The organism is Kribbella sp. NPDC051936, from assembly GCF_040680955.1.
Lineage (GTDB): Bacteria > Actinomycetota > Actinomycetes > Propionibacteriales > Kribbellaceae > Kribbella.
In genome coordinates this window covers 659,840-681,486 of the sequence record NZ_JBFAXS010000004.1, presented here as the reverse complement: position 1 = coordinate 681,486, position 21,647 = coordinate 659,840, and the positions used below count along the sequence as shown (strand labels likewise).

Here is a 21,647-nt window from a genome sequence, read left to right as displayed (position 1 = left end):
CTACTTGCAGGTTGTGCTGATCGGGGGTGCTGAGAGGTCTGCCTGCAGCTGACGGGCCGCGGCGAGAGCGACGGCGTCGGCGCCGTGCGGGGCGACGACCTGCATCCCGACCGGGAGACCGTTCGACAGACCGGCCGGGATGCTCACCGCGGGATGACCGGTCACGTTGAAGACCCAGCACGGATCGCCGGTGACGATGCTCTGCTCGTGCCGGTCGTAGCCGTGGGCAACGGTCAGCGTCGTCGGCGTGACCAGTACGTCGACCACCGCGAAGAGGTCGGCGAGCGCGGTGTTGTTGTGGTCCCGGATCTCGCAGGCCCGGTCGGCTGCGGCGGCCTCCGCGCCCCGTCCGTTGTCGAGCGCCGACAGGACCGGCCACGCCTCGTCCGTGGGTGCGAGCTTCAACGGCACGTCGACCACCTGGACGTCAGTCGCCGCCAGGCGTTCACGCAGTACGCGATCGACGCCTTCCTCTGCGGGACAGGCGCCCAGCGTCGAGAAATACGCAACCCGCCACCGCCGGGTGGGCTCGGTCGGTACCGGCCAGTGCGGCAGGGCCGACGGGTCGAGGCGGTGCGGCCCGCTGGCGATGCTCGTCGCGAGGACGACGTCGTCGAGGTCCGCGCCGATCACGCCGGCCGTGGTCAGCCCGCCGAGCCCGCGCCCACCCGGCCGCGGCACGCGACCGTACGTGCCCTTGAACCCGACGATTCCGCAGAACGCCGCCGGGATCCGCAACGATCCGCCGCTGTCACCACCGGTCGCAAGCGGTACGACGCCTGCCGCCACCGCGGCCGCTCCCCCTGCGGTCGAACCGCCGGGCGAGCGCTCGGGATCCCATGGATTCCGGGTGTATTCCCGCCCGTTCCACCCGAACGTCAGCGAGACGGCACCCGGCCGTGCCCGCGTCGCCCACCCGATCGGGATCGCACCGGCCGTGACCAGGCGCTCCAGGATCGGCGAATCGGGCGGCGTCCGCGCCTTGATCAGGAACGGCACCCCCGCCAGCGGGCCGGCCGGATCCAACCGCTTCGCCGCCCGCCGCGCCCCCTCCGCGTCGAGCTCCTCGACGAAGTGCAGCAGCGGATCCAGCCGCCGAGCGGCGTCGAGAGCGGCCTCGACAACCTCCAGCGCGGTCACATTGCCCGACCGCACCGACGCCGCAGTCTCACGGGCCGTCATCCGGCGACGAGGGCGTAGGCGAAGGGGAGCCGGCGATCCAGCCACGGAGCTTTGATCGTGATCGACTTGGTTGCTTCGGACAACATGACGACGTCGTCGCCGGCTCGCCATTCGAGGACGCGTTCCTTGGTGGGCTGGTCGCCGCCCTCGGCGCCGAAGCTGGTGAGGGCGTCGAGGACCCCGGTGAAGATCCGGCCCGCAGCCTTCTCGGCAAGTTGTTTGGCGTCGCCGCTCAGCCACTCGGTGCGTCCGATGATCTCCGGACGGCCGGGCTGGTCGATACGCCAGTTCGGGCGCAGCAACGGCCGCGTCGACGGGATGCGGGTGATCGAGCCGAGAGATGAACCGTCGGCACCGCGCACGGTCCAGGAATCGGGACCCGCTGCTACGGCGACGCACAGCAGCTGGGTCAGTTCGGCGTCGAGGTAGAGCGAGTGGTCCGGCCCGGCGTACGCGCACGCCGCGAGCACCCGGTCGTGCTTCCCGCCCTGCGGCACCCGGATCGCCTTCGGCCCCCAGCCGATCTTCCTGCGCTTCGGCGTAGCCGGCAGCTCGACCGTACCGACGGTGAATTCGCGGACGCTCTCCCAGCCGGACACCTGCGCGAGTTTAGACCCGAGCCGCCGCCCACAGGACCAGGGCCGCGAACAACGATGCGACGAGCACGCAGGCGACGGGAATGCTCGAGAGGCTGATCAAGGCGCCGAAGCCGGTCATCGCGACGGGCATCAGCGCCTCGTCGGACAGGTTCACGATGCTGAAACTGCGACCGAGGTACGCCGGGGCGACCGACTGCTGGAACGCCGCCGACAACTGCGCCGAGGCGATCCCGGCCGTGCAGCCGATCATCGCCATCGCGACGAAGACACCGAGCTTCGGCATCAGTCCGATCATCGCGCAACCGGCCGCCTGGACGACGAGTGCGAGCAGACCGGATCGCGCCAGGTCGGCCGGCTTCCACCGCATCGCCACCAGCGCACCAACCGCGGCGGCGACCCCGGAACACGCCTCGAACCAGCCGTACCAGGCCGAGCCCCAGCCCGCGGAGTGCGTGCGTTGCACCAGACCGACGGCGAGGATCGGGCCGACGCACAGATTCAGCCCGGAGAACGCGATCACCAGCGTCCGCGCCCGGACGTCCCGCTTCAGGTAGCCGAAGCCGTCGCGCAGGTCCGCGCGGATCGACCGCCCCGCCGACACCGGCTGTGGGAGCCGGGGCTTCACCAGGAAGGCGAGCGCCAGCGCGATCACCACGAACGATGCCGCGTCGGCGATCATCACCGTGATCAGCCCGCCGTGCGCGACCAGCAGGCCGCCGAGCGGAGCGCCAGCGAAGATCGCTAGCCGCTGCGCCAGTTGCGAGCCGGCCGACAGCTTCACCAGGTCCTCCGAGCGGACCATCCGCCGCGGTAGCGTCCCGGAGGCCGGTGTGTAGAGCGCGTCGACGGCGCCGAAGACGACGGCGACCGTCAGCAGCAGCGCCAGGGACAGACCCCAGATCGCCACGGCCGTCGCGGCGAGGGTCAGTACGACGATCCGCGCGAGGTTGGCCAGGATCATCGTCCGGCGGCCGTCGAAGCGGTCGGCCAGCGCGCCGCCGTACAGCAGGATGAGCGCCTTCGGCAGGGCGCCGACGCCCATCACCAGTCCGGCGCCCGCCGGGGTCGTGATCTGGGCGGCGCTCCACGCGAGTCCGACGTACCACGCCATGTCCCCGGCCTGCGAGACCGCGGCCGACGCGATCCATCCGTGCACCCGACGGTCTCTCCGGAGCGGCGGGAAGACCTCGGTGGTCACGGGCGGGCAGGGACGGCGTGGGCGAAGAAGAAGACGCGGTGTGCGTCGTCGCCCTCGGCGGGGTTGTCGTGGTACTCCCGGACCAGGTCCTCGACCCGCTCGCTCAGCTCGACGAGCTGGTCGGGCGTCAATGTGAGCCATCTCTCGGTCGCGTACGCCGCCCGCACCCAGGGCTCGCCGAACTCGTGCCGGATGTCGAACCACTGCCGCACCTTGCCGACGTGATGGGCGAGGTTCGCGTCCTCGGCGGTGGCCGCGACGAGCTCGCCGGCCGGGTCCCCCTGCGCGTCGGCGATCGACCACGAGTACTCCGAGGTGTCGCCGGGCTTCCACCAGCGTTCGCGGCGGTTCCGGGCCAGCTCCGGGGCTTCGGCGATCACGCCCGCGGACGCGAGAACCTTCAGGTGATGGCTGATGTTGCCGACAAGTTCTCCGGTCGCGGCGGCCAGCGCGGAGGCGGTCGCGGGACCGTCGACGGACAGCAGGTCGAGCAGCCGGCGGCGCAGCGGATGGTGCATGGCGGCGAGCACGGACGGCGTCACGGTCCGGCGGTTGGCGGGCGTCATGACGAGCAGCGTACGTCGCACAAGAACTCTTGCACAAGAGTTCTTGTGGATTGTGTTCGGTAGCAGAATCAATCTCCAGCAGCCTGGTAGACATAGCCACATCGTGAGATCGGATCTCACGATGTAGGAATGGGAGTTGATTTGTCAGGCTCTGACGCTGACGCTTGTGGACATGCTCGCTGCCCTCTCCACCCACCTCGTAGGTCGCATTCATGTCGACCTCGGGCGGATGCGCAGCGCCATCTGTTGTCCTTCGATGTTCTGACAGCCACCCTGCCCGGGCCAACGACGGCCCCCTGATCACCCCCGATCACCGCTGGGTGCGCACCGCGCGGAACGCATCGAACCGACGACGCTTCGATCTGCCGCTCGCAGGTGAGCACCTGTCACGAGGACAAGGACACGCCCCCGATGACTGCCGGCGTCACCTCTGCTGCCCGGAAACCGGCCCGCCCCCGCAAGGGCAAGGGCGAAGGCCAGTGGGCACTCGGATATCGCGAGCCGCTCAACAAGAACGAAGAGAACAAGAAGAACGACGACGGCCTGAACGTCCGGGCCCGGATCGAGAACGTCTACGCGCACCGCGGCTTCGACTCGATCGACCCCGCCGACCTGCGCGGCCGGTTCCGCTGGTGGGGTCTGTACACACAGCGCAAGCCCGGGATCGACGGCGGCAAGACCGCGACGCTCGAGCCGGAGGAGCTGGACGACCGCTACTTCATGATGCGGGTCCGGGTCGAGGGCGGCCAGCTGACCGCCGAGCAGCTCCGGGTGATCGCGGAGATCTCCACGACGTACGCGCGCGACACCGCGGACATCACCGACCGGCAGAACATCCAGCTGCACTGGATCGCGATCGAGGACGTGCCGGCGATCTGGCAGCGGCTGGAGCCGGTCGGCCTGTACACGACCGAGGCCTGCGGTGACGTGCCGCGGGTGGTGATCGCCAGTCCGGTGGCGGGGATCGCGGCGGACGAGATCATCGACCCGACGCCGGCCATCGACGAGATCGTCGAGAAGTACATCGGCAGAGCCGAGTTCTCCAACCTGCCGCGCAAGTTCAAGACCGCGCTGACCGGGCACCCGTCGCACGACGTCGTCCCGGAGGTGAACGACATCGCGTTCGTCGGTGTGGTGCACCCCGAGTACGGCCCGGGCTTCGACCTGTGGGTCGGCGGCGGCCTGTCGACGAACCCGATGCTCGCGCAGCGGCTCGGCACCTGGATCCCGCGCGACGAGGTCGCGCAGGCCTGGTGGGGCGTCACCAGCATCTTCCGCGACTACGGCTACCGCCGGCTGCGCAACCGCGCCCGGCTGAAGTTCCTGCTCGCCGACTGGGGCGTGGAGAAGTTCCGCGAGGTGCTCGAGGAGAAGTACCTCAAGCGCAAGCTGATCGACGGCCCGGCGCCCGAGGTGCCGGCCGTCCAGGGCGACCACGTCGGCGTACACCAGCAGAAGGACGGCAAGTACTTCGTCGGCGTCGCGCCGGTCGTCGGCCGGGTCTCCGGTACGTCGCTCGCGCAGGTCGCGGACGTCGTCGCGCGGCACGGGTCGAACCGGATCCGGACGACCGCGCAGCAGAAGCTGCTGGTGCTGGACGTGGAGGAGTCGCAGGTCGACTCGCTGGTCGCGGAGCTGGACGCGCTCGGGTACCAGGCGAACCCGTCGGCGTGGCGGCGGAACACGATGGCCTGCACCGGTATCGAGTTCTGCAAGCTGGCGATCGTCGAGACCAAGGCGAAGGCCGCGCAGCTGATCAACGAGCTCGAGGAGCGGATCCCCGAGCTCGACGTACCGATCACGGTGAACGTCAACGGCTGCCCGAACTCCTGCGCCCGGATCCAGGTCGCGGACATCGGCCTGAAGGGCCAGCTGGTCCTCGACGCCGACGGCCACCAGGTGCCCGGCTACCAGGTGCACCTCGGCGGCGGCCTCGGGCTGGACGCCGGGTTCGGCCGCAAGCTCCGCGGCCACAAGGTCACCGCCGACGACCTCACCGACTACGTGGAGCGTGTCACCCAGAACTACCTGAAGGAGCGCAACGAGGGCGAGCGCTTCGCCCAGTGGGTCACCCGAGCGGACGAGGAGGCGCTGACATGAGTGAACGTGCGGCGCCGCTCTACTGCCCGTACTGCGGAGACGAGGACCTCAGGCCCTCCGAGGACGGCCATGGCACGTGGGAGTGCCGGCCGTGTGCACGGGTGTTCCAGCTGAAGATGATCGGGTTGCGGGTGACGGTGGAATGAGTGACTTGAAGACGATCGCCGAGGAGGCGAACGAACGGCTCGCCGACGCGTCGGCGGTCGAGGTGCTCGCGTGGGCACGGGAGACGTTCGGCGACGAGCTCGTCGTCACCGCCTCGATGGCCGACGGGGCGCTCCCGCACCTGGCGGCGCAGGCGGCGCCGGGCGTCGACGTACTGTTCCTGGACACCGGCTACCACTTCGCCGAGACGATCGGGACCCGGGACGCGGTCGCGGCCACGCTGCCGATCCACCTGATCAATGCGACCCCGCGGCAGACGGTCGCTGAGCAGGACGCGGAGTACGGCGAAAAGCTGCACGACCGCGACCCGAACAAGTGCTGCGCGCTGCGCAAGGTCGAGCCGCTGAACCGGTACCTGTCCGGCTACAAGGCCTGGGTCACCGGCATCCGCCGCGAGGAGGCGCCGACGCGGGCCAACACGCCGGTGGTGGAGTACGACGAGAAGCGCGACATGGTGAAGCTCAACCCGATCGCGCCGTGGACGCAGGAGGACCTGGACGGCTACATCCAGGACAACGGCGTACTGGTGAACCTGCTGCAGTACGACGGCTACCCGTCGATCGGCTGCGAGCCGTGCACGCAGCGCGTCGCACCCGGTGAGGACCCGCGCAGCGGCCGCTGGGCGGGCACCGGCAAGGTGGAATGCGGGTTGCACACATGACCACCACGGTGACTGAGCTGGACGCTCTCGAGAGCGAATCGATCTTCGTGTTCCGCGAGGTGGCGGCGGAGTTCGAGCGGCCGGTGATCCTGTTCTCCGGCGGCAAGGACTCGATCGTGATGCTGCACCTGGCGCGGAAGGCGTTCGCGCCGGCCGGAGTGCCGTTCACGTTGCTGCACGTCGACACCGGCCACAACTTTCCCGAGGTGCTGGCCTACCGCGACTCGGTCGTCGAGGAGCTCGGGCTGCGGCTCGAGGTCGCGCAGGTCGAGGACTACATCGCCGACGGCCGGTTGCGGGAGCGTTCCGACGGCACCCGCAACCAGCTGCAGACGATTCCGTTGCTGGACGCCATCAACGCACACCGGTTCGACGCCGTGTTCGGCGGCGGCCGCCGCGACGAGGAGCGGGCGCGGGCGAAGGAGCGGATCTTCAGCCTCCGCGACGAGTTCGGGCAGTGGGACCCGCGCAACCAGCGCCCGGAGCTGTGGTCGCTGTACAACGGCAAGCACCGCCCGGGCGAGCACGTCCGGGTGTTCCCGCTGTCGAACTGGACCGAGCTGGACGTGTGGCACTACATCGAGCGTGAGCAGATCCCGCTGCCGAGCATCTACTACGCGCACGAACGGGACGTGTTCGAGCGCGACGGCATGTTGCTTGCCGTCGGCCCCTACTCGCAGCCGCGCGACGGCGAGACCGTCGGCAGCCGCGTGGTCCGGTACCGGACCGTCGGGGACATGTCCTGCACCGGTGCGGTTGCCTCCACCGCGACCAGTGCGGCCGAGGTCGTGATCGAGATCGCGGCCAGCGAGATCACCGAACGCGGCGCCACCCGCGCCGACGACCGGGCCAGCGAGGCCGCGATGGAAGACCGTAAACGAGAGGGGTACTTCTGATGAGCACCCTGCTGCGGCTCGCGACCGCGGGCTCGGTCGACGACGGGAAGTCGACGCTGGTCGGGCGGCTGCTGCACGACTGCAAGGCGATCCTCGCCGACCAGATCGCGCACGTGCGGACCGTGTCCGAGGCGCGCGGCGGTGACTTCGACTTCGCGCTGCTCACCGACGGCCTGCGGGCCGAGCGGGAGCAGGGCATCACGATCGACGTCGCCTACCGGTACTTCGCCACCGACAAGCGGTCGTTCATCCTGGCCGACTGCCCCGGGCACGTGCAGTACACCCGCAACACCGTGACCGGCGCCTCCACCGCGGACGTCGTCATCATCCTGGTCGACGCCCGGCACGGCGTCCTCGAGCAGACCCGTCGGCACCTCGCGGTAGCCGGCCTGCTCCGGGTGCCGCACGTCGTCCTCGCGGTCAACAAGATCGACCTGGTCGGCTACGACGAGGCCGTGTTCACCAAGATCGCCAAGGACGTCGGCGAGGTCGCCGACCAGCTCGGTATCGCCGACCTGCAAGCCATCCCGGTGTCCGCGCTCGTCGGCGACAACGTCGTCGAACGCTCTGCCGAGACCGCCTGGTACGACGGGCCGACCCTGCTCGAGCTCCTGGAGAACGCGACCGGCCGCACCGACACCTCGACGCAGCCGCTGCGGTTCCCGGTGCAGTACGTGATCCGGCCGCAGACCGACGACGAGTACCGCGACTACCGCGGCTACACCGGCACCGTTGCCTCCGGCACGGTCACAGTCGGCGACCCGGTCATCGTGCTGCCCGCGGGCCGCCGTACGTCGATCGCCGGTATCGACCGCCCGGTCGTCACTGCCACCTCGACCGCGGTGGCCGAGCGGCCGTCCGCGGTTGCCGGCGAGGCGGTCACCGTCCGGCTCGCCGACGACATCGACGTCGCCCGCGGCTCGGTGATCGTCGCGGCCGAGGCCTCCCCCGGCACCCGCCGGGAACTGGCCGCCACCGTCAGCTGGCTGTCCGACCGGCCGCTGACGGTCGGAGCCCGGGTGCTGATCAAGCACACCACGACGACCGCGCAGGCGATCGTCACCAAGATCACCGGGGCGCTGGACCTCGACACGCTCGGCGTCATCGATGCCACCGAGCTGGGCCTCAACGACATCGGCAAGGTGCAGCTCAAGGTCGCCGCACCGCTGGCCGCCGATCCGTACTCCAGCAACGCCATCACCGGATCGTTCCTGCTGATCGACGCCCACGACGGGTGGACGCTCGCAGCCGGCATGATCGACGACGAAGAAGGGGAACTGCTGTGACTGCTCCAGCGCTCGTGATCCTCGCCCACGGCAGCCGCGACCCGCGTTCGGCCGCCACCGTCCACTCGCTCGTCACGTGCCTGCGCGGGATGCGGGACGACCTGCGGATCGAAGCCTCCTTCCTCGACCACTGCCCGCCCACGCCGTACCAGGTGATCGGCAAGCTCGCCGCCGAAGGCGTCGAGGAGGTCGTCGTCCTCCCGCTGCTGCTGTCGTCGGCGTACCACGCCAAGATCGACGTACCGGCCGTCGTCGACGAGGCCCGGACCCGGTTCCCGAACCTGCGGATCATCGCCTCCGACGTGCTCGGGTACGACGACACGCTGCTCGACGTCCTCGACCGCCGGATGCGCGCGGAGCTGAAGGACGGCCGCGTGCGGGAGCTGGACGCGCTGGTGCTCGCCTGCGCCGGTTCCAGCGACTCGCACGCGAACGCGAGCGTGACCCGCCTCGCGCGGCTGTGGGGCCAGCGTCACAAGCTGCCGGTGACCGCCGCGTTCGTCGCCGCCGCATCCCCGTCTCCCGCCGAGGCGGTGCTCCAATGGCGCCTGGAGGGTCGCCGCCACGTGGCGGTCGGCTCGCTGTTCCTCGCGCCCGGGGTGCTCCCGGACCAGGCCGAAACCACCTCACGCCGGGCCGGCGCGGTCGCCGTGTCCGCGCCGCTGGGCGTGAGCGCCGAGGTGGCCCGGCTGGTCCTGCTCCGCTACGGCGTGGCCGGCCTGGACCTGCTCACCCTCGAGCCGGCCCCGCGCCCGGTCATCGCTCGCCCGGAGCTCGTTCGGACCGCCTAGAACCGGTGCGGGTCGACGAAGGAGACGTCAGTGGAGGGCGTCTCCTTCGTCGTGATCTGCGCCAGCAGCTCGCCGAGACCGGCGCAGTGCTTGAAGCCGTGCCCGCTGTCGCCGCCGGCGATCACCACGCGATCGTCGTACCGCCCGGCCAGGAACTGCCCGTCGGGCGAGTCCGTGACCATGCACGGCATCACCTTCACCGGCTCGGGATCGAGCTCCGGGAAGTGCTGCGCGATCGCGGCGGACAGCTCGGCGATGTCCTTGCGCGGGTGGATGTAGCGGTCGAGCTCGTCGGGGTCGACGTCCCGGTCGCGCTCCGCGCCGTCGAGGCCGACCTTCACGAGAAAGTCCTCGTCGGACCCGTGCCCCCACAGTCCGCGGCCGTCGGCGAACTCCCAGATGAACGACGGGAAGTTCCGCAGCTGGAACGCGTCCGAGGCCGGATCCTTCGGCTGGAACCAGAACAACGGCGTCCGGCGCGGTGACAGCGGCAGCCCCGGGACGAGCTTGCTCAGCCAGGCGCCGGTGCTGACGACGACCTGCTCGGCGGTGATGCTGTTCGTCGGCGTCCGCACCGTCACCCCGTCCGCGCGGACGTCGATCGCCGTCACCATCGTGTGCGGATAGACGGTCGCCCCCAACCGCTGAGCCTCCGCGACGTGTGCTCGTACGGCCGGCTCCGCGTAGCAGATCCCCGCGTCCGGATCCCAGACGGCGACGTCGTCGTCCGCGAGTGCGTACTGCGGGAAGCGCTCGGCCAACTCGTCGTGCGAGAGATCCGTCGTCCGCGCGCCCGCGGCCAGCCGGGCACCGGTCACCGGGCGGCTTGCCGGAGCGCCGACGTTCAGCGAGCCGGTCTGGCGGACGTACGTCTCCCCGGTCCGCTCCCCCAGCTCGGTCCACAACGCCAGCGACGTCCGTGCGATCGCCGTCAGTCCGGGATGCTCCATACACGCCACCCGGAACAGCCGGGTCGTCCCGTGCGACGAGCCGAACGCGTGCCCGATCGCCTGCCGCTCGATCCCGACCACGTCGACCCCGCGCACCGCCAGCCGCCACAGCGCCGCCGACCCGAACGCACCCAACCCGACGACCACCACGGCCGCCCGCAGACTCGTCATGCGGTCACCCTATGACCCGAACGACGGTCGGACCGGGGAGTTCTCAGAGACCGACCATGGCCATGCCTGCGGGGTTGTAGCGGTCGCCTTGGACACCGACGCGGGCGGCCAGGGCATCGAGGTCGGCGACCTCGTCGGCCGACAGCGCGATCGCGGTCGCGCCGGTGTTCTCGTCGACCCGGCTGCGACGTCGGGTGCCTGGAATCGGAACGATCCACGGCTGCTGGGCGAGCAGCCAGGCCAACGCCACCTGCCCCGGCGTACAGCCCTTCGGCTCCGCGAGGGACCGGACGTAGCTCACCAGGGCCTCGTTGGCGCTCAGGTTGCCGGCCTCGAACCGAGGCACCCTGGTGCGGATGTCGCCGGCCGTGAACTCGGTCGACGTACCGACCGTGCCGGTCAGGAAGCCCTTGCCCAGCGGACTGAACGGCACGAACCCGATGCCGAGCTCGGCACACGTGGGCAGCACCTCCGGCTCGGGGTCCCGGGTCCACAGCGAGTACTCGCTCTGCACGGCCGTGACGGGATGTACGGCGTGGGCCCGGCGGATCGTCGCGGCGCCCGCCTCGGACAGGCCGAAGTGACGCACCTTCCCGGCCCGCACCAGCTCGCCGACCGCCCCGGCGACGTCCTCGATCGGCACCTCGGGGTCCACCCGGTGCTGGTAGAAGAGGTCGATGACGTCGATCCCGAGCCGTTGCAGGGACTCGTCCGCGACCCGCCGGATCTGCTCCGGGCGCGAGTTCGTCCCGACCATCTTGCCGTCCTGGATGTCCCACCCGAACTTGGTCGCGATCACCACCTGGTCGCGCAGCGGCGCCAGGGCCTCGCCGACCAGTTCCTCGTTGACGTACGGCCCGTACACCTCGGCGGTGTCGAAGAAGGTGACGCCGGCGTGCTCGACGGCGTACCGGATCACGCCGATCATGTCGTCGCGGTCACCGGGGTTGGGGCCGTAGCTCTGCGACATGCCCATGCAGCCGAGACCGACCGCGGACACCTGCAGACCTTGACCGAGCGTGCGCACGTGCATGGTGTCTCCTCAGGCCGGATGCTGTTGGTTTCACCGTAGGAGTGGAGGCCACCGGCAGGGAGACCCTCTCGGTCCAGGTATTGGCAGTGCCTCTCGGCGATAGCGTGATATCTTGCTAGCTATGGCGAAGGACGCGACCAAGAACATCCTGCTGCGGCTCGACCCGGAGCTCGCCGACCGGCTGCAGACCGTGGCCGCGGTGGAGGGTCGCTCGGTGTCGGACGTGGCGCGCGAGGCGATCGCGGCGCTGGTGGACCAGCGCCGTCAGGACGACCGGTTCAGCGCGCTGCTCGAGGAGAACCTCGTGCGGCACGAGGAGTCGCTACGCCGGCTGCGCGGGGACGACTGATGCGCTACCTCGGGCGGTACGACGTTCTCGCCGTCGCCGCGCGCGTGCTGCGCTGCGCGTCCGAGGACGTCGTACGGCGGTCGGACCTCGACGCGATCGACCGGGTACTTGACGACGTACAGGCGACCGGCGGGCTGGCCGAGGCGGCGGGGGCCTTGCTCGCCGGGCTGGTGCGGGCGCGACCCTTCGACGGGGCCAACCGGGTCGTGGCGGTGGCCGTGGTGCTGCAGTTCGTGTCGCTGAACCGGGCTGACCTGCAGCTCGAGCCGGTCACCGATGTGGACGAGTTCCTCGACCGCATCGCGGCGGGCGAGGCCGGCAGCCACGAGGCCGCGGCCTTCGTCCGCAGCCGGCTCGAGCACCACCCGGTCACGCCCGAGGACCTGCAGGAGCACCTGCACATCGAGTTGCTCGACGGTCTCGGTGACCTGCTACAGGACTGGTGGAGGGGAGATCCGATGTACGAGCAGTTCAGCGAAGCGGCGCGGCACGTGATCGTGCTGGCCCAGGAGGAGGCGCGCAGCCTCGACCATGTGTACGTCGGAACCGAGCATCTGCTGCTGGGGTTGATCACCTCGGGGCAGGGCGTCGCGGCGCGCGTCCTCGCCGACCTGGGGATCACCGCGCCGGCGGTGCGGGACCTGGTCGTGGAGATCATCGGCCGCGGCCGCAGCGGGGCGTCCGCCGGAGCGATCCCGTTCACGCCGCGCGCCAAGAGCACCTTCGAGTTCGCCTGGGGCGAGGCGCGGGCCCGCGGCGCGGAGCAGGTCGGCCCGGAGCACCTGCTGCTCGGCGTCCTCCAGGACGGCGACGGCGTCGGCGGGCAGATCATCACCAAGCTCGCCGAGAGCACCGACGAGGTCCGCCGCAAGCTCGAGAAGCGGATGAACTGGCGGCAGCGGTCGGAGTCACTCGTCACCGGCATGCTGGCCGAGGACCCCGGCAACACCTGGACGACGTACGGCCGCCGGCATCACCTGCTCGCGGAGCTCAACGCCGTCCTGGACGAGAACGAGCGCCTCCACGAGCAGGTCGCCACGCTCCGCGAGCTGCTCCGGCGCCACCACATCGACCCCGACAGCTGAACTCAGGTCGCGGCGAGCCGCTTCTTCTCCTTGGCGACGTCGAAGTCGGCCGCCGGCCATTGCGGGTTCAGCTCCGCGAGGGTCTCGAGGAGGATCGTCGTGACGGCCCAGTTGCGGTACCACTTGCGGTCGCTCGGGACGACGTACCAGGGCGCGTCCGCCGTGTTACAGCGCTCGATCGCGGCGTGGTACGCGTCCATGTAGTCAGGCCACAGCTGCCGCTCGTCGACATCGCCGGGATTGTACTTCCAGTGCTTGGTCGAGTCGTCGAGCCGGGCCTGCAGCCGGACTCGCTGCTCCTGCGGCGAGATGTGCAAATAGCACTTCACGATCGTCACGCCGCTCGCGGTCAGCTCGGCCTCGAAGTCGTTGATCTGGTCGTACCGCCGGGTCCACACGTTCGGCGTGACCAGCTCGCGCACCCTGGCGATCAGCACGTCCTCGTAGTGCGACCGGTCGAAGATCCCGATCATCCCCTGGCCAGGCACCGCCTGCCGGATCCGCCATAGGAACCCGCGGCGCTTCTCGGCCGGCGTCGGCGCTTTGAACGACGTAATCTTCAGGCCCTGCGGGTCCATCAGCCCCGCGCCGTGCCGGATCACCCCGCCCTTGCCGGAGGTGTCCATCCCCTGCAGCACCAGCAGGACGCTCCGCTCACCGCCGGTGCGTCCCTCGGCGAACAGCCGCTCCTGCCAGTCCGAGACCTCGGACCCGAGGTTCTCCAGCGCGAGCTTGCCGTCGTCCTTGGTGCCGCTGAACCCCGGCGTCGCGCGGGTGTCGTAGGTCGTCAGGTCCACCTCGCCGACCGGCACCCGCAGCTGCTCCCGCAGTCCCCCACCGGCCGCCTTCTGGCCCTTCTTCTGCTTCGCCATTAGGTCATCCTGCCTCATCGGTCCCGGATCGCCGCGCTCTTACGGCGGTGCCGCCACAACACCACCTCGATCACCACGACCACGACGGCGCTGACCGCCACCGAGACGAGACTCCACACCATGCCGCCGAGCAGCGAGAGGCAGTCGCCGTCGTCGGTCGGGCAGTCGGTGGTGTTGTAGTAGGCCGTACCGGCGCCCAGCGCAACCAGCATCAGCCCCGACGCGCCGCAGATGTACGCGGCCGCGCGGACCATCCACCTCCCGCCGGCCCGGGCGAACCCCGGCGGCTGCAAGCTGGTCGCGGAGAGCACCAGGGACGCCAGACCGACCACTCCGACGAACACGATGAACTCGCCTTCGTCGCGGTTCCAGATGAAGCGGAAGCCGTCGTCGGTCGACGCACGCCAGACCAGCCAGGCGAAGAAGACCGCCAGGACAACGCCTACGCCGAGCCGGACCGTACGCATGCCCTCAGGAAATCACGCAGCGCGGGCCAACGCGATCAACCTCGACAGCGCGCGCAGGTACTTCTTGCGGTAGCCGCCCTTCAGCATCTCGGCCGAGAACAGCTGGTCGAGCGGGACGCCGCCGGCGAGCAGCGGCAGGTTCCGGTCGTACATCCGGTCGGCCAGCACCACGATCCGCAGGGCGACGTTCTCGTCGGTCAGCGGCCGGACGTCGGTGATCGCGACCGTCTCGATCCCGTCGAGCAGCGCGCCGTACTTGCTCGGATGCAGCTCGGCCAGGTGCCGGTGCAGGTCGACGAAATGGTCGCAGGACGCGTTCGCCCGGAGCGCGGCCTCCTGCTCGACCTTCTCGTCCGGCCACGGGTCCGGCGCCACCGGGAGACCGCGATGGCGGTAGTCCGGGCCGTCCACCCGCCGTACGTCGAACCGGGCGGCGAGACTCTGGATCTCGCGGAGGAAATCGACCGCCTGGAACCGGCCTTCGCCGAGCTTGTCGGGAAGCGTGTTCGAGGTGGCGGCGAGCTCCACGCCTGCCTCGACCAGTTGACCCAGCAGCCGGGAGATCAGCATCGTGTCGCCGGGATCGTCGAGCTCGAACTCGTCGATGCAGATCAGCCGGTACGACGACAGCGCGTCGACCGCGGTGCGCAATCCGAGCGCGCCGACCAGGTTGGTGAGCTCGACGAACGTGCAGTACATCTTCGGGCCGGCCGCCTCGTGCCACAGCGATGCGAGGAGATGAGTCTTGCCGACGCCGAATCCGCCGTCCAGATAGACGCCCGGTTTGCCTGGGGCTGCTGGGGCGGGTCGGAAGCGGGACCAGAGGGAACGGGCCGGAGCAGGTCGGGGCGTTGCGAGGTGCGCGGCGCGTTCGGTCAGGACGGTCAGCACCTCGGACTGGGACGGCTCCTCCGGGTCCGGGCGATACGTACTGAACCTGACGTCCGCGAATCGCGGCGGCGGCACACACTCCGACAACAACCGATCCGAGCTCACGACCGGCGTCCGCTCACTCAACCGCACCACCATGCGCCCCACCCTAAGACAGGCCAAGGACTGGAAAGCCTCGTGTGACCCTGACGCGTTCGCCGTAGGCTCCGGCGCATGACTGACAACTGGCTGCGGCCCCTTGGTTCCACCGGTCTGACCGTTTCGGCCGTCTGTGCGGGCGGCAGCGGCATCGCGGGGATGCCCGCGGTGTTCGGGTACGACGTCACCTCGCAGGAGGCGATCGACCTGGTACTGCGGGTGTTCGACAGCCCGCTCACCTGGATCGACACCTCCAACGGGTACGGCGACGGCGCCAGCGAGACCCGGATCGGCCAGGCGATCCGGGAGTACGGCGGCCTGCCGTCCGGCTTTCTCGTCGCGACGAAGGTGGACGCGAAGGACGGCGACTACTCGGGCGCGCGGGTCCGGGCGAGTGTTGCCGAGAGCAAGGAACGGCTGGGTCTGGACGAGCTGCCACTGGTGTACCTGCACGATCCGGAGGCCCATGACTTCGAGTCGATGCGGGAGGCCGTGGACACCTTGATGCAGCTGCGTGCCGACGGGGAGATCGGGCACGTCGGGCTCGCGGGCGGCGACACCCGGGAGCTGTCCCGCTACCTCGATCTCGGCGGTTTCGAGGTACTGCTCGTGCACAACCGGTGGAGCCTCGTCGACCACTCGGCCGGCAGGATCTTCGAGCGCGCCCGTTCGGAAGGCATCGCGGTGGTGAACGCCGCGATCTACGGCGGCGGGATTCTCGCCAACCCGGCCGGCGCCACGAAGTACGCCTACCGTGAGGCGCCGCCTGCGCTGCTCGAGGCGGTGGCGGAGCTGGACAAGGCATGCGGCGAGTACGGGATCGACCTCGCGACGGCCGCGCTCCGGCACTCGATGGACGACCCGGGCATCGCCGGCACGGTCGTCGGCATCACCAAGCCGGCCCGCGTCGACGCGCTGCTCGCTGCCCGGGATGCGGACCTGCCCGAGGAGCTGCTTAACCGGTTAGGTAGCCTGCTGCCGAGCAAGCGGTACTGGGTGGAGAAGGAGACGACGTGACGAACGGCTTCCCGAGCGGATTCATGTGGGGCGCGGCGACCGCGTCGTACCAGGTCGAGGGCGCGGTCGCCGCGGACGGGCGGGGTCCGAGCATCTGGGACACGTTCGCGCACACGCCCGGCCGGATCGCGGACGGCACCAACGGTGACGTGGCGGACGACCACTACCACCGGTTCGCCGAGGACATCCGGCTGCTGGCGGACCTCGGGCTGACCGCGTACCGCTTCTCGATCGCCTGGCCGCGGATCGTCCCGGACGGGTCCGGCTCGGTGAACGCCGCCGGACTGGACTTCTACCGGCGGCTCGCCGAGACGTGTCTCGCGAACGGCGTCACGCCGTACGCGACGCTCTACCACTGGGACCTGCCGCAGCCGCTGGAGGACGCCGGCGGCTGGCTGGTGCGCGACACGGCCGAGCGGTTCCGCGACTACGCCGCCGTCACGCACGACGCACTGTCGGACGTGGTCAAGCACTGGATGACGCTGAACGAGCCGTGGTGCTCGGCGTTCCTCGGGTACGGCAACGGCGAGCACGCGCCTGGGCGGACCGAGGGCGCCGGGGCGTTGAAGGCTGTGCATCACTTGTTGCTCGGTCACGGGCTGGCGCTCGACGCGATCCGGTCCGAGGGCCGGACGTACGGGATCGCGTTGAACCCGGCGCCGATCCACGCCGCGACCGACTCCGCTGCTGATCTCGACGCCGCGCGCCGGATCGACGGGCTGCGGAACCGGCTGTTCCTGGAGCCGTTGCTGTCCGGCGCGTACCCGGCCGACGTACTGGAAGACACCGGGACGACCGCGTGGTTCGCTGAGCAGTCCGCCGACCTCTCGGTGATCTCGGCACCGCTCGACTTCATCGGCGTCAACTACTACTGCCCGACCACCGTCGCCGCGCCGGACGGGCCGATCTCGTCGCCGGCCGCATCCACGCAACCCGGCAGCGAGAACGTTGTTGCCGTCGACACCGGTCTCCCGGTCACCCAGATGGGCTGGCCGATCCAGGCGAGCGGGCTACGCGACATCCTCGTGACGATCAACAAGATGGCCCCGGGCCTGCCGTTGTACGTGACCGAGAACGGGTCGGCGTACCCGGACTTCGTGAACGCCGACGGCGCGGTCGAGGACGACGAGCGCCTCGACTACCTCCAGCAACACGTCGCCGTCTGCCAGGACCTGGTCACCGAAGGCTTCCCGCTCAAGGGCTACTTCGCCTGGTCACTCCTGGACAACTTCGAATGGTCCTGGGGCTACAGCCGCCGCTTCGGCATCGTGTACGTCGACTACACAACCCAGCAACGCATCGTCAAGAAGAGCGGCCGCTGGCTACAGGACTTCCTTCGCGACTGACGCGGCCACTCGCGATCCCGCGGACCGCCAGCACTCAACAACTCCACGAAACCACGGCGTTTCGCGTCCTGAAGCCCGCTACCGCCCACTTGCTGAGTGACCCACGTCCGCCCTTCCGCCATGGCGGAGTTTGACCTCAATCCTTGTTGAGGTTCTAGCGTTACGACCGTGAAAGCGATCAGACTGCACGCATTCGGTCCGGCGGAGAACCTGGTGTACGAGGAGGTGCCGGATCCCGTTGTGGGCAGCGGCATGGTGCTCGTCGAGGTGGAGGCGGCCGGGGTCCATCTCGTCGACACGATGATCCGCGCCGGCACGAACGACGACAGCCCGATCCCCGTGCCTTCGTTGCCGACCATCCCCGGGCGCGAGGTCGCAGGCCGGGTCAGCGCGGTCGGCCCGGACGTGGACCCGTCGTGGATCGGCAAGCGGGTCGTGGTCCATCTCGGGATGGTGCCTGGCGGGTACGCCGAACGCGCGGTGGCGAAGGCCGAGTCACTGTACGAGCTGGCGGACCACGTCGACGCCGCGCAGGCGGTGGCAGCGATCGGCACCGGCCGGACGACCGCCGGGATCCTGAAGCAGGCGCATCTCACCGCCGACGACGTCGTACTCGTCACGTCCGCGGCGGGCGGAATCGGCAGCTACCTGATCCAGTCGGCGCGGAACGCCGGCGCGGTGGCGATCGGCCTGGCGGGCGGGCCGGAGAAGGTGGAGGTCGTTCGCTCGCTGGGCGCGCAGCACGCGATCGACTACCGCGACCCGGACTGGCCGACACTCCTGAAGGCCGAGCTGGGCGACCGCGAGATCACCCTCCTGCTCGACGGCGTCGGCGGCCCCAACGGCCAACAAGCCTTCGACCTCCTCGGCACCGGAGGCCGCGCCCTGATGTTCGGCTGGTCCGGCGGCGGCCCCATCGAGTTCACCCACGAAGACCTGATGACCCGAGGCCTGACCGCCGGCTGGGCAATCGGCGCCAAGCTAACCCGTCAACTTCGAGCCCTGGAATCCGCAGCCCTCGAAGAAACCACCACCGGCCACTGGAAGGCCCTGACCACAACCTTCCCCCTCTCCGAAGCCGCAGCCGCCCACCACGCTCTAGAAACCCGAGCCACCACCGGCAAGGTCGTCCTGATCGTTGAGCGATAGGTGTGCCACTAGGGACCCTGCGGCGGGACCCTCAGGGCATGTACTCCGAAACCCAGCCCCATTCGTCGTTGGCTCTCTCGCGCAGCCGAGAGAGTCCAACGGCCACACACCTGTCAAGCGACGCCTCCTCCGCTCGGACATATCCGTCGCCCAGCGGCGGACCGGACAACAGGATCGTCCACGACCTTCCACGTTCCGCGAATCGCTCATGGTCGATCTTGAGCATCGCTGTCACCCCCGCCTCGGCCAAACGGATCCACAGCTCCTCGATGTCCACAGCCGATCCTCCTAGAATCCACGCAGAGCAGCAGCGATCGAGCAGTACGCCGGCGACGGTGTTGACGACCGCTCCCCCGACGCAAGCGGCGACGATCTGCGGTACCGCGCCACTAGGATCCGTGGCGTCCGCAGGGTCGCCTGCAACGTAGGAGTACAGATTCGGTCCGGCTCCTCCGAACCCAGCAGGGTCCTCCGAAAGGAATCGGCCGGTGCCCGGCTCATACCATCTGGCGCGATTGAACTGCAGTCCTGCAGGAGTGCCTGAGCCCGACTCACGTCCGGTGTAGCGCACCGGATTCGAGTCGCCCACGAGACTCGACCGCGCCTCACCGTACGGAGCGTAGGTATGCTCTGCTGCGAGCGTTGAAGTGCCGGGAGCTGTCCTTCCCACCACCGAGCCGAGCCGGTCCGTCAACAAGGCCGAGGCGCCCCCGGTGCCGTTCAGACCGTCGACGCGCGCTGCGGCCGAGTCCGTCGCCAGTCCAGCGAGGTACGTTGCGTCAGCGGTTCCTGGCCCGTCCTCCACCAGCAAGTTGTCGCCGTCGTAGCGGAGATCCCAGGGCCGCGGGACTCGGTGTTGTCGCGGATGAATCGAGCGCGAGAAGCGTGCCGATCAACGCGAGCAGGACAAGGTGAACGACAGTGCGGAAGCGGCGCACAAGACCCCCAGCTAACCAGTCAACTCCCCCGAGTGGACCCGGTTAGGTCGGCAGAAGCTCATGCGGATCGACACCGGATTGGGCTGGTTGTCAGGCGAATTGCATCGTCCTGCAGAAATCGCGGATTGCGGTTGCCGACACTGTGGTTGGCGGTTACGAGTTGCGTGGAGCGTACATGATGACGAGGACGCCGAGGAGGCAGATGGTGGCGCCGAGGAGGTCGTAGCGGTCGGGTTTGAAGTGGTCGACGAGGACGCCCCAGGCGAGGGAGCCGGCGACGAAGATGCCGCCGTAGGCGGCGAGGATTCGGCCGAAGTGGGGGTCGGGCTGGAAGGTGGCGACGAAGCCGTAGGCGCCTAGGGCAACTATTCCGCCCGCGATCCAGAGAACGCCGCGGTGTTCGCGCCAGCCTTGCCAGATCAGCCAGGCGCCGCCGATCTCGGCGACGGCCGCGAGGACGAAGAGGGCGACGGACTTCAGGACCGTCACGGGGCGATCTCCGGGAACGGGATCGGGCAGTCGGGGTTGCCGGCGCAGGTTTCGAGGTCTTCGCAGCCGGCGGCGACGGCGGCGCGGAGGGTTTCGGCGATCACGGTGAGGTCGGCGAGCTTGGCTTCCACGTCGGCCAGTTTCTCGCGGGCGCGGGCCTGGAGGCCGGCTCCCTCGCCGCGCCGGTGGCGATGGCGGGCGGTGTCGAGCAGGTCGGACACCTCGGCGAGGGTGAATCCAAGCCGTTGCGCGGCCTTGATCACGCGCAGGGTGGTGACCGCGTCGTCCGGGTAGATGCGGTGGCCGCCGAGGGTTCGGGACGGCTCGTCGAGCAGTCCGCGGCGTTCGTAGTACCGCAGGGTCTGCAGGTTCACCCCGGCGGCCGCGGCCACCTCGCTCGATCTCATGACAGGAAGCCGTCGAGTACGGCGGCCTGGGTCGGCGGGACCGTGACACGGAGGCGAAGTTCGAGCGTGAAGGTGAAGAACGCGCAGCACTCGGTCTCGCGGGCGGTGAGGTCCTCGACCGCGGCCAGCGACTCCGGGTCCAGCGTGAGGTCGAGCGTCTGCGCGTCGACGCGCTCGGCGCGCCGCAGGTGTTCCGCGAACAACCGGTCGAACTCGGCGACGCGGAATGGTTGCTCCGCGGTCGGCAGCTTGCAGAAGTGCGTGTCCATGGATCGACGGTAAACCTGTACCCGGGTACCGGATGCAACTACTGCAGCCAGGTCAGCGTGAACCGCACCGCGCCGAATGCCACCCGGTCCCCCGGCCGGACCCGCACGGTGGTGGTGATGCGGAGGTCGTTGACGCAGGTCCCGTTCATTGAGCCGAGGTCGCGGAGCATCCAGCCGTCGTCGACGTACCGCAGCTCGGCGTGGGCCCGCGACACGGACTCGTCGGGCAGCCGGAGCGTCGCACCTGGACCGCGGCCGATGCGTACCGTCGGTGAGCCGGGCGCGGGCAGGGCGAGAGCAGGCAGAGGAGCGGCATCCGTACGGCGGACCAGGCTGAGACGAGGCAGCGTGCTGGTCGGGATACGGGCGGCTCGTAGGCGCGGGATGCGGGACCGGAAGTCGCGCAACCAGGTGCCAGCACCCCGATCGCCGCGTGGGAGGTCGCGGACGGCGTCGGCCAGTTCGCCGCGGCTCTGGGCGCGAAGGACGAAGTTCATCCGGCGGATGAACGTGTCGTGGGACAGGCGGCCGGAGCCGGCGCCGTCGCGGAGAATCGCCAGAGCACGGTCACGGTCGGCGTCCGACGGACGCGTCCACGGCACCCCAACCGAACTCATGGGCAAATTGTCCGT

25 protein-coding genes and 1 pseudogene are annotated in these 21,647 nt (G+C 69.8%); 11 read left to right on the top strand and 15 right to left on the bottom strand.

From position 1 onward, the window contains the following. From AB0L64_RS17205 to AB0L64_RS17190, 4 genes are read right to left on the bottom strand one after another with little or no spacing between them, the layout of a single operon-like run. Positions 1–1,182 carry an amidase gene (locus AB0L64_RS17205; RefSeq protein ID WP_363711067.1) on the bottom strand — a complete coding sequence of 394 codons (1,182 nt, stop codon included), beginning with the start codon at positions 1,180–1,182 and terminating at the stop codon, positions 1–3. Further along, entirely contained in the window at positions 1,179–1,781 is a 603-nt protein-coding gene (locus AB0L64_RS17200; protein WP_363711066.1) for a hypothetical protein, read from the bottom strand. Before AB0L64_RS17200 ends, AB0L64_RS17205 begins: the two co-directional genes overlap by 4 nt. Positions 1,782–1,791: 10 nt before the next feature. Further along, the gene (locus AB0L64_RS17195; RefSeq protein ID WP_363711065.1) at positions 1,792–2,979 is read right to left on the bottom strand and encodes an MFS transporter; all 1,188 of its coding nucleotides are present in this window, start codon (positions 2,977–2,979) and stop codon (positions 1,792–1,794) included. Beyond that, positions 2,976–3,545 carry a helix-turn-helix domain-containing protein gene (locus tag AB0L64_RS17190; RefSeq protein WP_363711064.1) on the bottom strand — a complete coding sequence of 190 codons (570 nt, stop codon included), beginning with the start codon at positions 3,543–3,545 and terminating at the stop codon, positions 2,976–2,978. Before AB0L64_RS17190 ends, AB0L64_RS17195 begins: the two co-directional genes overlap by 4 nt. A gap of 411 nt (positions 3,546–3,956) precedes the next feature. Here AB0L64_RS17190 and AB0L64_RS17185 point away from each other — a divergent pair, with 411 nt between their 5' ends. The 6 genes from AB0L64_RS17185 to AB0L64_RS17160 are packed head-to-tail and all read left to right on the top strand — an operon-like array spanning position 3,957 to position 9,444. Next, complete coding sequence (locus AB0L64_RS17185) at positions 3,957–5,645, top strand: nitrite/sulfite reductase (RefSeq protein WP_363711063.1); 1,689 nt, start codon at positions 3,957–3,959, stop codon at positions 5,643–5,645. Continuing rightward, on the top strand, positions 5,642–5,791 hold the full coding sequence (locus AB0L64_RS17180) for a hypothetical protein (protein ID WP_355690782.1): 150 nt from the start codon (positions 5,642–5,644) through the stop codon (positions 5,789–5,791). The genes AB0L64_RS17185 and AB0L64_RS17180 overlap by 4 nt, the downstream gene beginning before the upstream one ends. Beyond that, complete coding sequence (locus AB0L64_RS17175; protein WP_363711062.1) at positions 5,788–6,471, top strand: phosphoadenylyl-sulfate reductase; 684 nt, start codon at positions 5,788–5,790, stop codon at positions 6,469–6,471. Before AB0L64_RS17180 ends, AB0L64_RS17175 begins: the two co-directional genes overlap by 4 nt. Then, complete coding sequence (gene cysD / locus AB0L64_RS17170; protein ID WP_363711061.1) at positions 6,468–7,367, top strand: sulfate adenylyltransferase subunit CysD; 900 nt, start codon at positions 6,468–6,470, stop codon at positions 7,365–7,367. The genes AB0L64_RS17175 and cysD overlap by 4 nt, the downstream gene beginning before the upstream one ends. Beyond that, a complete protein-coding gene (locus AB0L64_RS17165; RefSeq protein WP_363711060.1) occupies positions 7,367–8,653 on the top strand; it encodes a GTP-binding protein in 1,287 nt (428 codons plus the stop codon). Before cysD ends, AB0L64_RS17165 begins: the two co-directional genes overlap by 1 nt. Further along, complete coding sequence (locus AB0L64_RS17160) at positions 8,650–9,444, top strand: sirohydrochlorin chelatase (RefSeq protein ID WP_355690774.1); 795 nt, start codon at positions 8,650–8,652, stop codon at positions 9,442–9,444. Before AB0L64_RS17165 ends, AB0L64_RS17160 begins: the two co-directional genes overlap by 4 nt. On the opposite strand, the gene solA is transcribed toward AB0L64_RS17160, so the two are convergent. Next, entirely contained in the window at positions 9,441–10,565 is a 1,125-nt protein-coding gene (solA, locus tag AB0L64_RS17155) for an N-methyl-L-tryptophan oxidase (protein ID WP_363711059.1), read from the bottom strand. The two genes, AB0L64_RS17160 and solA, sit on opposite strands and share 4 nt — an antisense overlap. A 43-nt stretch (positions 10,566–10,608) precedes the next feature. Beyond that, entirely contained in the window at positions 10,609–11,598 is a 990-nt protein-coding gene (locus AB0L64_RS17150; protein WP_363711058.1) for an aldo/keto reductase, read from the bottom strand. 121 nt (positions 11,599–11,719) lie between these two features. On the opposite strand from AB0L64_RS17150, the gene AB0L64_RS17145 reads away from it, so the two are divergent. Both AB0L64_RS17145 and AB0L64_RS17140 read left to right on the top strand, forming a co-directional pair. Next, positions 11,720–11,947: a ribbon-helix-helix protein, CopG family gene (locus AB0L64_RS17145; RefSeq protein ID WP_359929173.1), complete on the top strand. Its 228-nt coding sequence runs from the start codon at positions 11,720–11,722 to the stop codon at positions 11,945–11,947. Further along, positions 11,947–13,032 carry a Clp protease N-terminal domain-containing protein gene (locus AB0L64_RS17140; RefSeq protein ID WP_363711057.1) on the top strand — a complete coding sequence of 362 codons (1,086 nt, stop codon included), beginning with the start codon at positions 11,947–11,949 and terminating at the stop codon, positions 13,030–13,032. The genes AB0L64_RS17145 and AB0L64_RS17140 overlap by 1 nt, the downstream gene beginning before the upstream one ends. A gap of 2 nt (positions 13,033–13,034) precedes the next feature. On the opposite strand, the gene AB0L64_RS17135 is transcribed toward AB0L64_RS17140, so the two are convergent. The 3 genes from AB0L64_RS17135 to zapE are packed head-to-tail and all read right to left on the bottom strand — an operon-like array spanning position 13,035 to position 15,400. Next, positions 13,035–13,904, bottom strand: coding sequence for a polyphosphate kinase 2 family protein (locus AB0L64_RS17135; RefSeq protein WP_363711056.1), 870 nt, complete (start codon positions 13,902–13,904; stop codon positions 13,035–13,037). A gap of 14 nt (positions 13,905–13,918) precedes the next feature. Then, a complete protein-coding gene (locus AB0L64_RS17130) occupies positions 13,919–14,371 on the bottom strand; it encodes a hypothetical protein (RefSeq protein WP_363711055.1) in 453 nt (150 codons plus the stop codon). A gap of 12 nt (positions 14,372–14,383) precedes the next feature. Then, a complete protein-coding gene (gene zapE, locus AB0L64_RS17125) occupies positions 14,384–15,400 on the bottom strand; it encodes a cell division protein ZapE (protein ID WP_363711054.1) in 1,017 nt (338 codons plus the stop codon). Positions 15,401–15,475: 75 nt separating this feature from the next. Here zapE and AB0L64_RS17120 point away from each other — a divergent pair, with 75 nt between their 5' ends. The 3 genes from AB0L64_RS17120 to AB0L64_RS17110 all read left to right on the top strand — a co-directional run bounded on the left by AB0L64_RS17120 (position 15,476) and on the right by AB0L64_RS17110 (position 18,912). Further along, complete coding sequence (locus AB0L64_RS17120; RefSeq protein WP_363711053.1) at positions 15,476–16,417, top strand: aldo/keto reductase; 942 nt, start codon at positions 15,476–15,478, stop codon at positions 16,415–16,417. Continuing rightward, positions 16,414–17,763, top strand: coding sequence for a GH1 family beta-glucosidase (locus AB0L64_RS17115; protein WP_363711052.1), 1,350 nt, complete (start codon positions 16,414–16,416; stop codon positions 17,761–17,763). The genes AB0L64_RS17120 and AB0L64_RS17115 overlap by 4 nt, the downstream gene beginning before the upstream one ends. A gap of 168 nt (positions 17,764–17,931) precedes the next feature. After that, positions 17,932–18,912, top strand: coding sequence for a zinc-binding dehydrogenase (locus AB0L64_RS17110; protein WP_363711051.1), 981 nt, complete (start codon positions 17,932–17,934; stop codon positions 18,910–18,912). A 31-nt stretch (positions 18,913–18,943) separates the two neighbouring features. Here the strand turns inward: AB0L64_RS17110 and AB0L64_RS17105 are convergent, their stop codons facing one another. From AB0L64_RS17105 to AB0L64_RS17080, 6 genes and pseudogenes are all read right to left on the bottom strand, one after another. Next, complete coding sequence (locus AB0L64_RS17105; protein WP_363711147.1) at positions 18,944–19,189, bottom strand: hypothetical protein; 246 nt, start codon at positions 19,187–19,189, stop codon at positions 18,944–18,946. 120 nt (positions 19,190–19,309) lie between these two features. Then, positions 19,310–19,582: pseudogene (locus AB0L64_RS17100) on the bottom strand (RHS repeat-associated core domain-containing protein); the annotation flags it as partial. Positions 19,583–20,003: 421 nt separating this feature from the next. Continuing rightward, positions 20,004–20,339, bottom strand: coding sequence for a YnfA family protein (locus AB0L64_RS17095; RefSeq protein WP_363711050.1), 336 nt, complete (start codon positions 20,337–20,339; stop codon positions 20,004–20,006). Next, positions 20,336–20,746, bottom strand: a complete 411-nt coding sequence (locus AB0L64_RS17090) for a MerR family transcriptional regulator (protein ID WP_363711048.1) — start codon at positions 20,744–20,746, stop codon at positions 20,336–20,338. Before AB0L64_RS17090 ends, AB0L64_RS17095 begins: the two co-directional genes overlap by 4 nt. Next, complete coding sequence (locus AB0L64_RS17085) at positions 20,743–21,015, bottom strand: hypothetical protein (protein WP_363711047.1); 273 nt, start codon at positions 21,013–21,015, stop codon at positions 20,743–20,745. The genes AB0L64_RS17090 and AB0L64_RS17085 overlap by 4 nt, the downstream gene beginning before the upstream one ends. A 38-nt stretch (positions 21,016–21,053) precedes the next feature. Next, entirely contained in the window at positions 21,054–21,632 is a 579-nt protein-coding gene (locus tag AB0L64_RS17080) for a DUF1707 and FHA domain-containing protein (protein WP_363711046.1), read from the bottom strand. Positions 21,633–21,647: the final 15 nt, after the last annotated feature.

Excerpts from the sequence above, each read along its gene's own strand:
- AB0L64_RS17205 (WP_363711067.1), bottom strand. The coding sequence starts at position 1,182 with ATGACGGCCCGTGAGACTGCGGCGTCGGTGCGGTCGGGCAATGTGACC.
- AB0L64_RS17190 (WP_363711064.1), bottom strand. The coding sequence starts at position 3,545 with ATGACGCCCGCCAACCGCCGGACCGTGACGCCGTCCGTGCTCGCCGCC.
- AB0L64_RS17185 (WP_363711063.1), top strand. The coding sequence starts at position 3,957 with ATGACTGCCGGCGTCACCTCTGCTGCCCGGAAACCGGCCCGCCCCCGC.
- AB0L64_RS17180 (WP_355690782.1), top strand. The coding sequence starts at position 5,642 with ATGAGTGAACGTGCGGCGCCGCTCTACTGCCCGTACTGCGGAGACGAG.
- AB0L64_RS17175 (WP_363711062.1), top strand. The coding sequence starts at position 5,788 with ATGAGTGACTTGAAGACGATCGCCGAGGAGGCGAACGAACGGCTCGCC.
- cysD (WP_363711061.1), top strand. The coding sequence starts at position 6,468 with ATGACCACCACGGTGACTGAGCTGGACGCTCTCGAGAGCGAATCGATC.
- AB0L64_RS17165 (WP_363711060.1), top strand. The coding sequence starts at position 7,367 with ATGAGCACCCTGCTGCGGCTCGCGACCGCGGGCTCGGTCGACGACGGG.
- solA (WP_363711059.1), bottom strand. The coding sequence starts at position 10,565 with ATGACGAGTCTGCGGGCGGCCGTGGTGGTCGTCGGGTTGGGTGCGTTC.
- AB0L64_RS17150 (WP_363711058.1), bottom strand. The coding sequence starts at position 11,598 with ATGCACGTGCGCACGCTCGGTCAAGGTCTGCAGGTGTCCGCGGTCGGT.
- AB0L64_RS17145 (WP_359929173.1), top strand. The coding sequence starts at position 11,720 with ATGGCGAAGGACGCGACCAAGAACATCCTGCTGCGGCTCGACCCGGAG.
- AB0L64_RS17140 (WP_363711057.1), top strand. The coding sequence starts at position 11,947 with ATGCGCTACCTCGGGCGGTACGACGTTCTCGCCGTCGCCGCGCGCGTG.
- AB0L64_RS17135 (WP_363711056.1), bottom strand. The coding sequence starts at position 13,904 with ATGGCGAAGCAGAAGAAGGGCCAGAAGGCGGCCGGTGGGGGACTGCGG.
- AB0L64_RS17130 (WP_363711055.1), bottom strand. The coding sequence starts at position 14,371 with ATGCGTACGGTCCGGCTCGGCGTAGGCGTTGTCCTGGCGGTCTTCTTC.
- zapE (WP_363711054.1), bottom strand. The coding sequence starts at position 15,400 with ATGGTGGTGCGGTTGAGTGAGCGGACGCCGGTCGTGAGCTCGGATCGG.
- AB0L64_RS17120 (WP_363711053.1), top strand. The coding sequence starts at position 15,476 with ATGACTGACAACTGGCTGCGGCCCCTTGGTTCCACCGGTCTGACCGTT.
- AB0L64_RS17090 (WP_363711048.1), bottom strand. The coding sequence starts at position 20,746 with ATGAGATCGAGCGAGGTGGCCGCGGCCGCCGGGGTGAACCTGCAGACC.
- AB0L64_RS17085 (WP_363711047.1), bottom strand. The coding sequence starts at position 21,015 with ATGGACACGCACTTCTGCAAGCTGCCGACCGCGGAGCAACCATTCCGC.
- AB0L64_RS17080 (WP_363711046.1), bottom strand. The coding sequence starts at position 21,632 with ATGAGTTCGGTTGGGGTGCCGTGGACGCGTCCGTCGGACGCCGACCGT.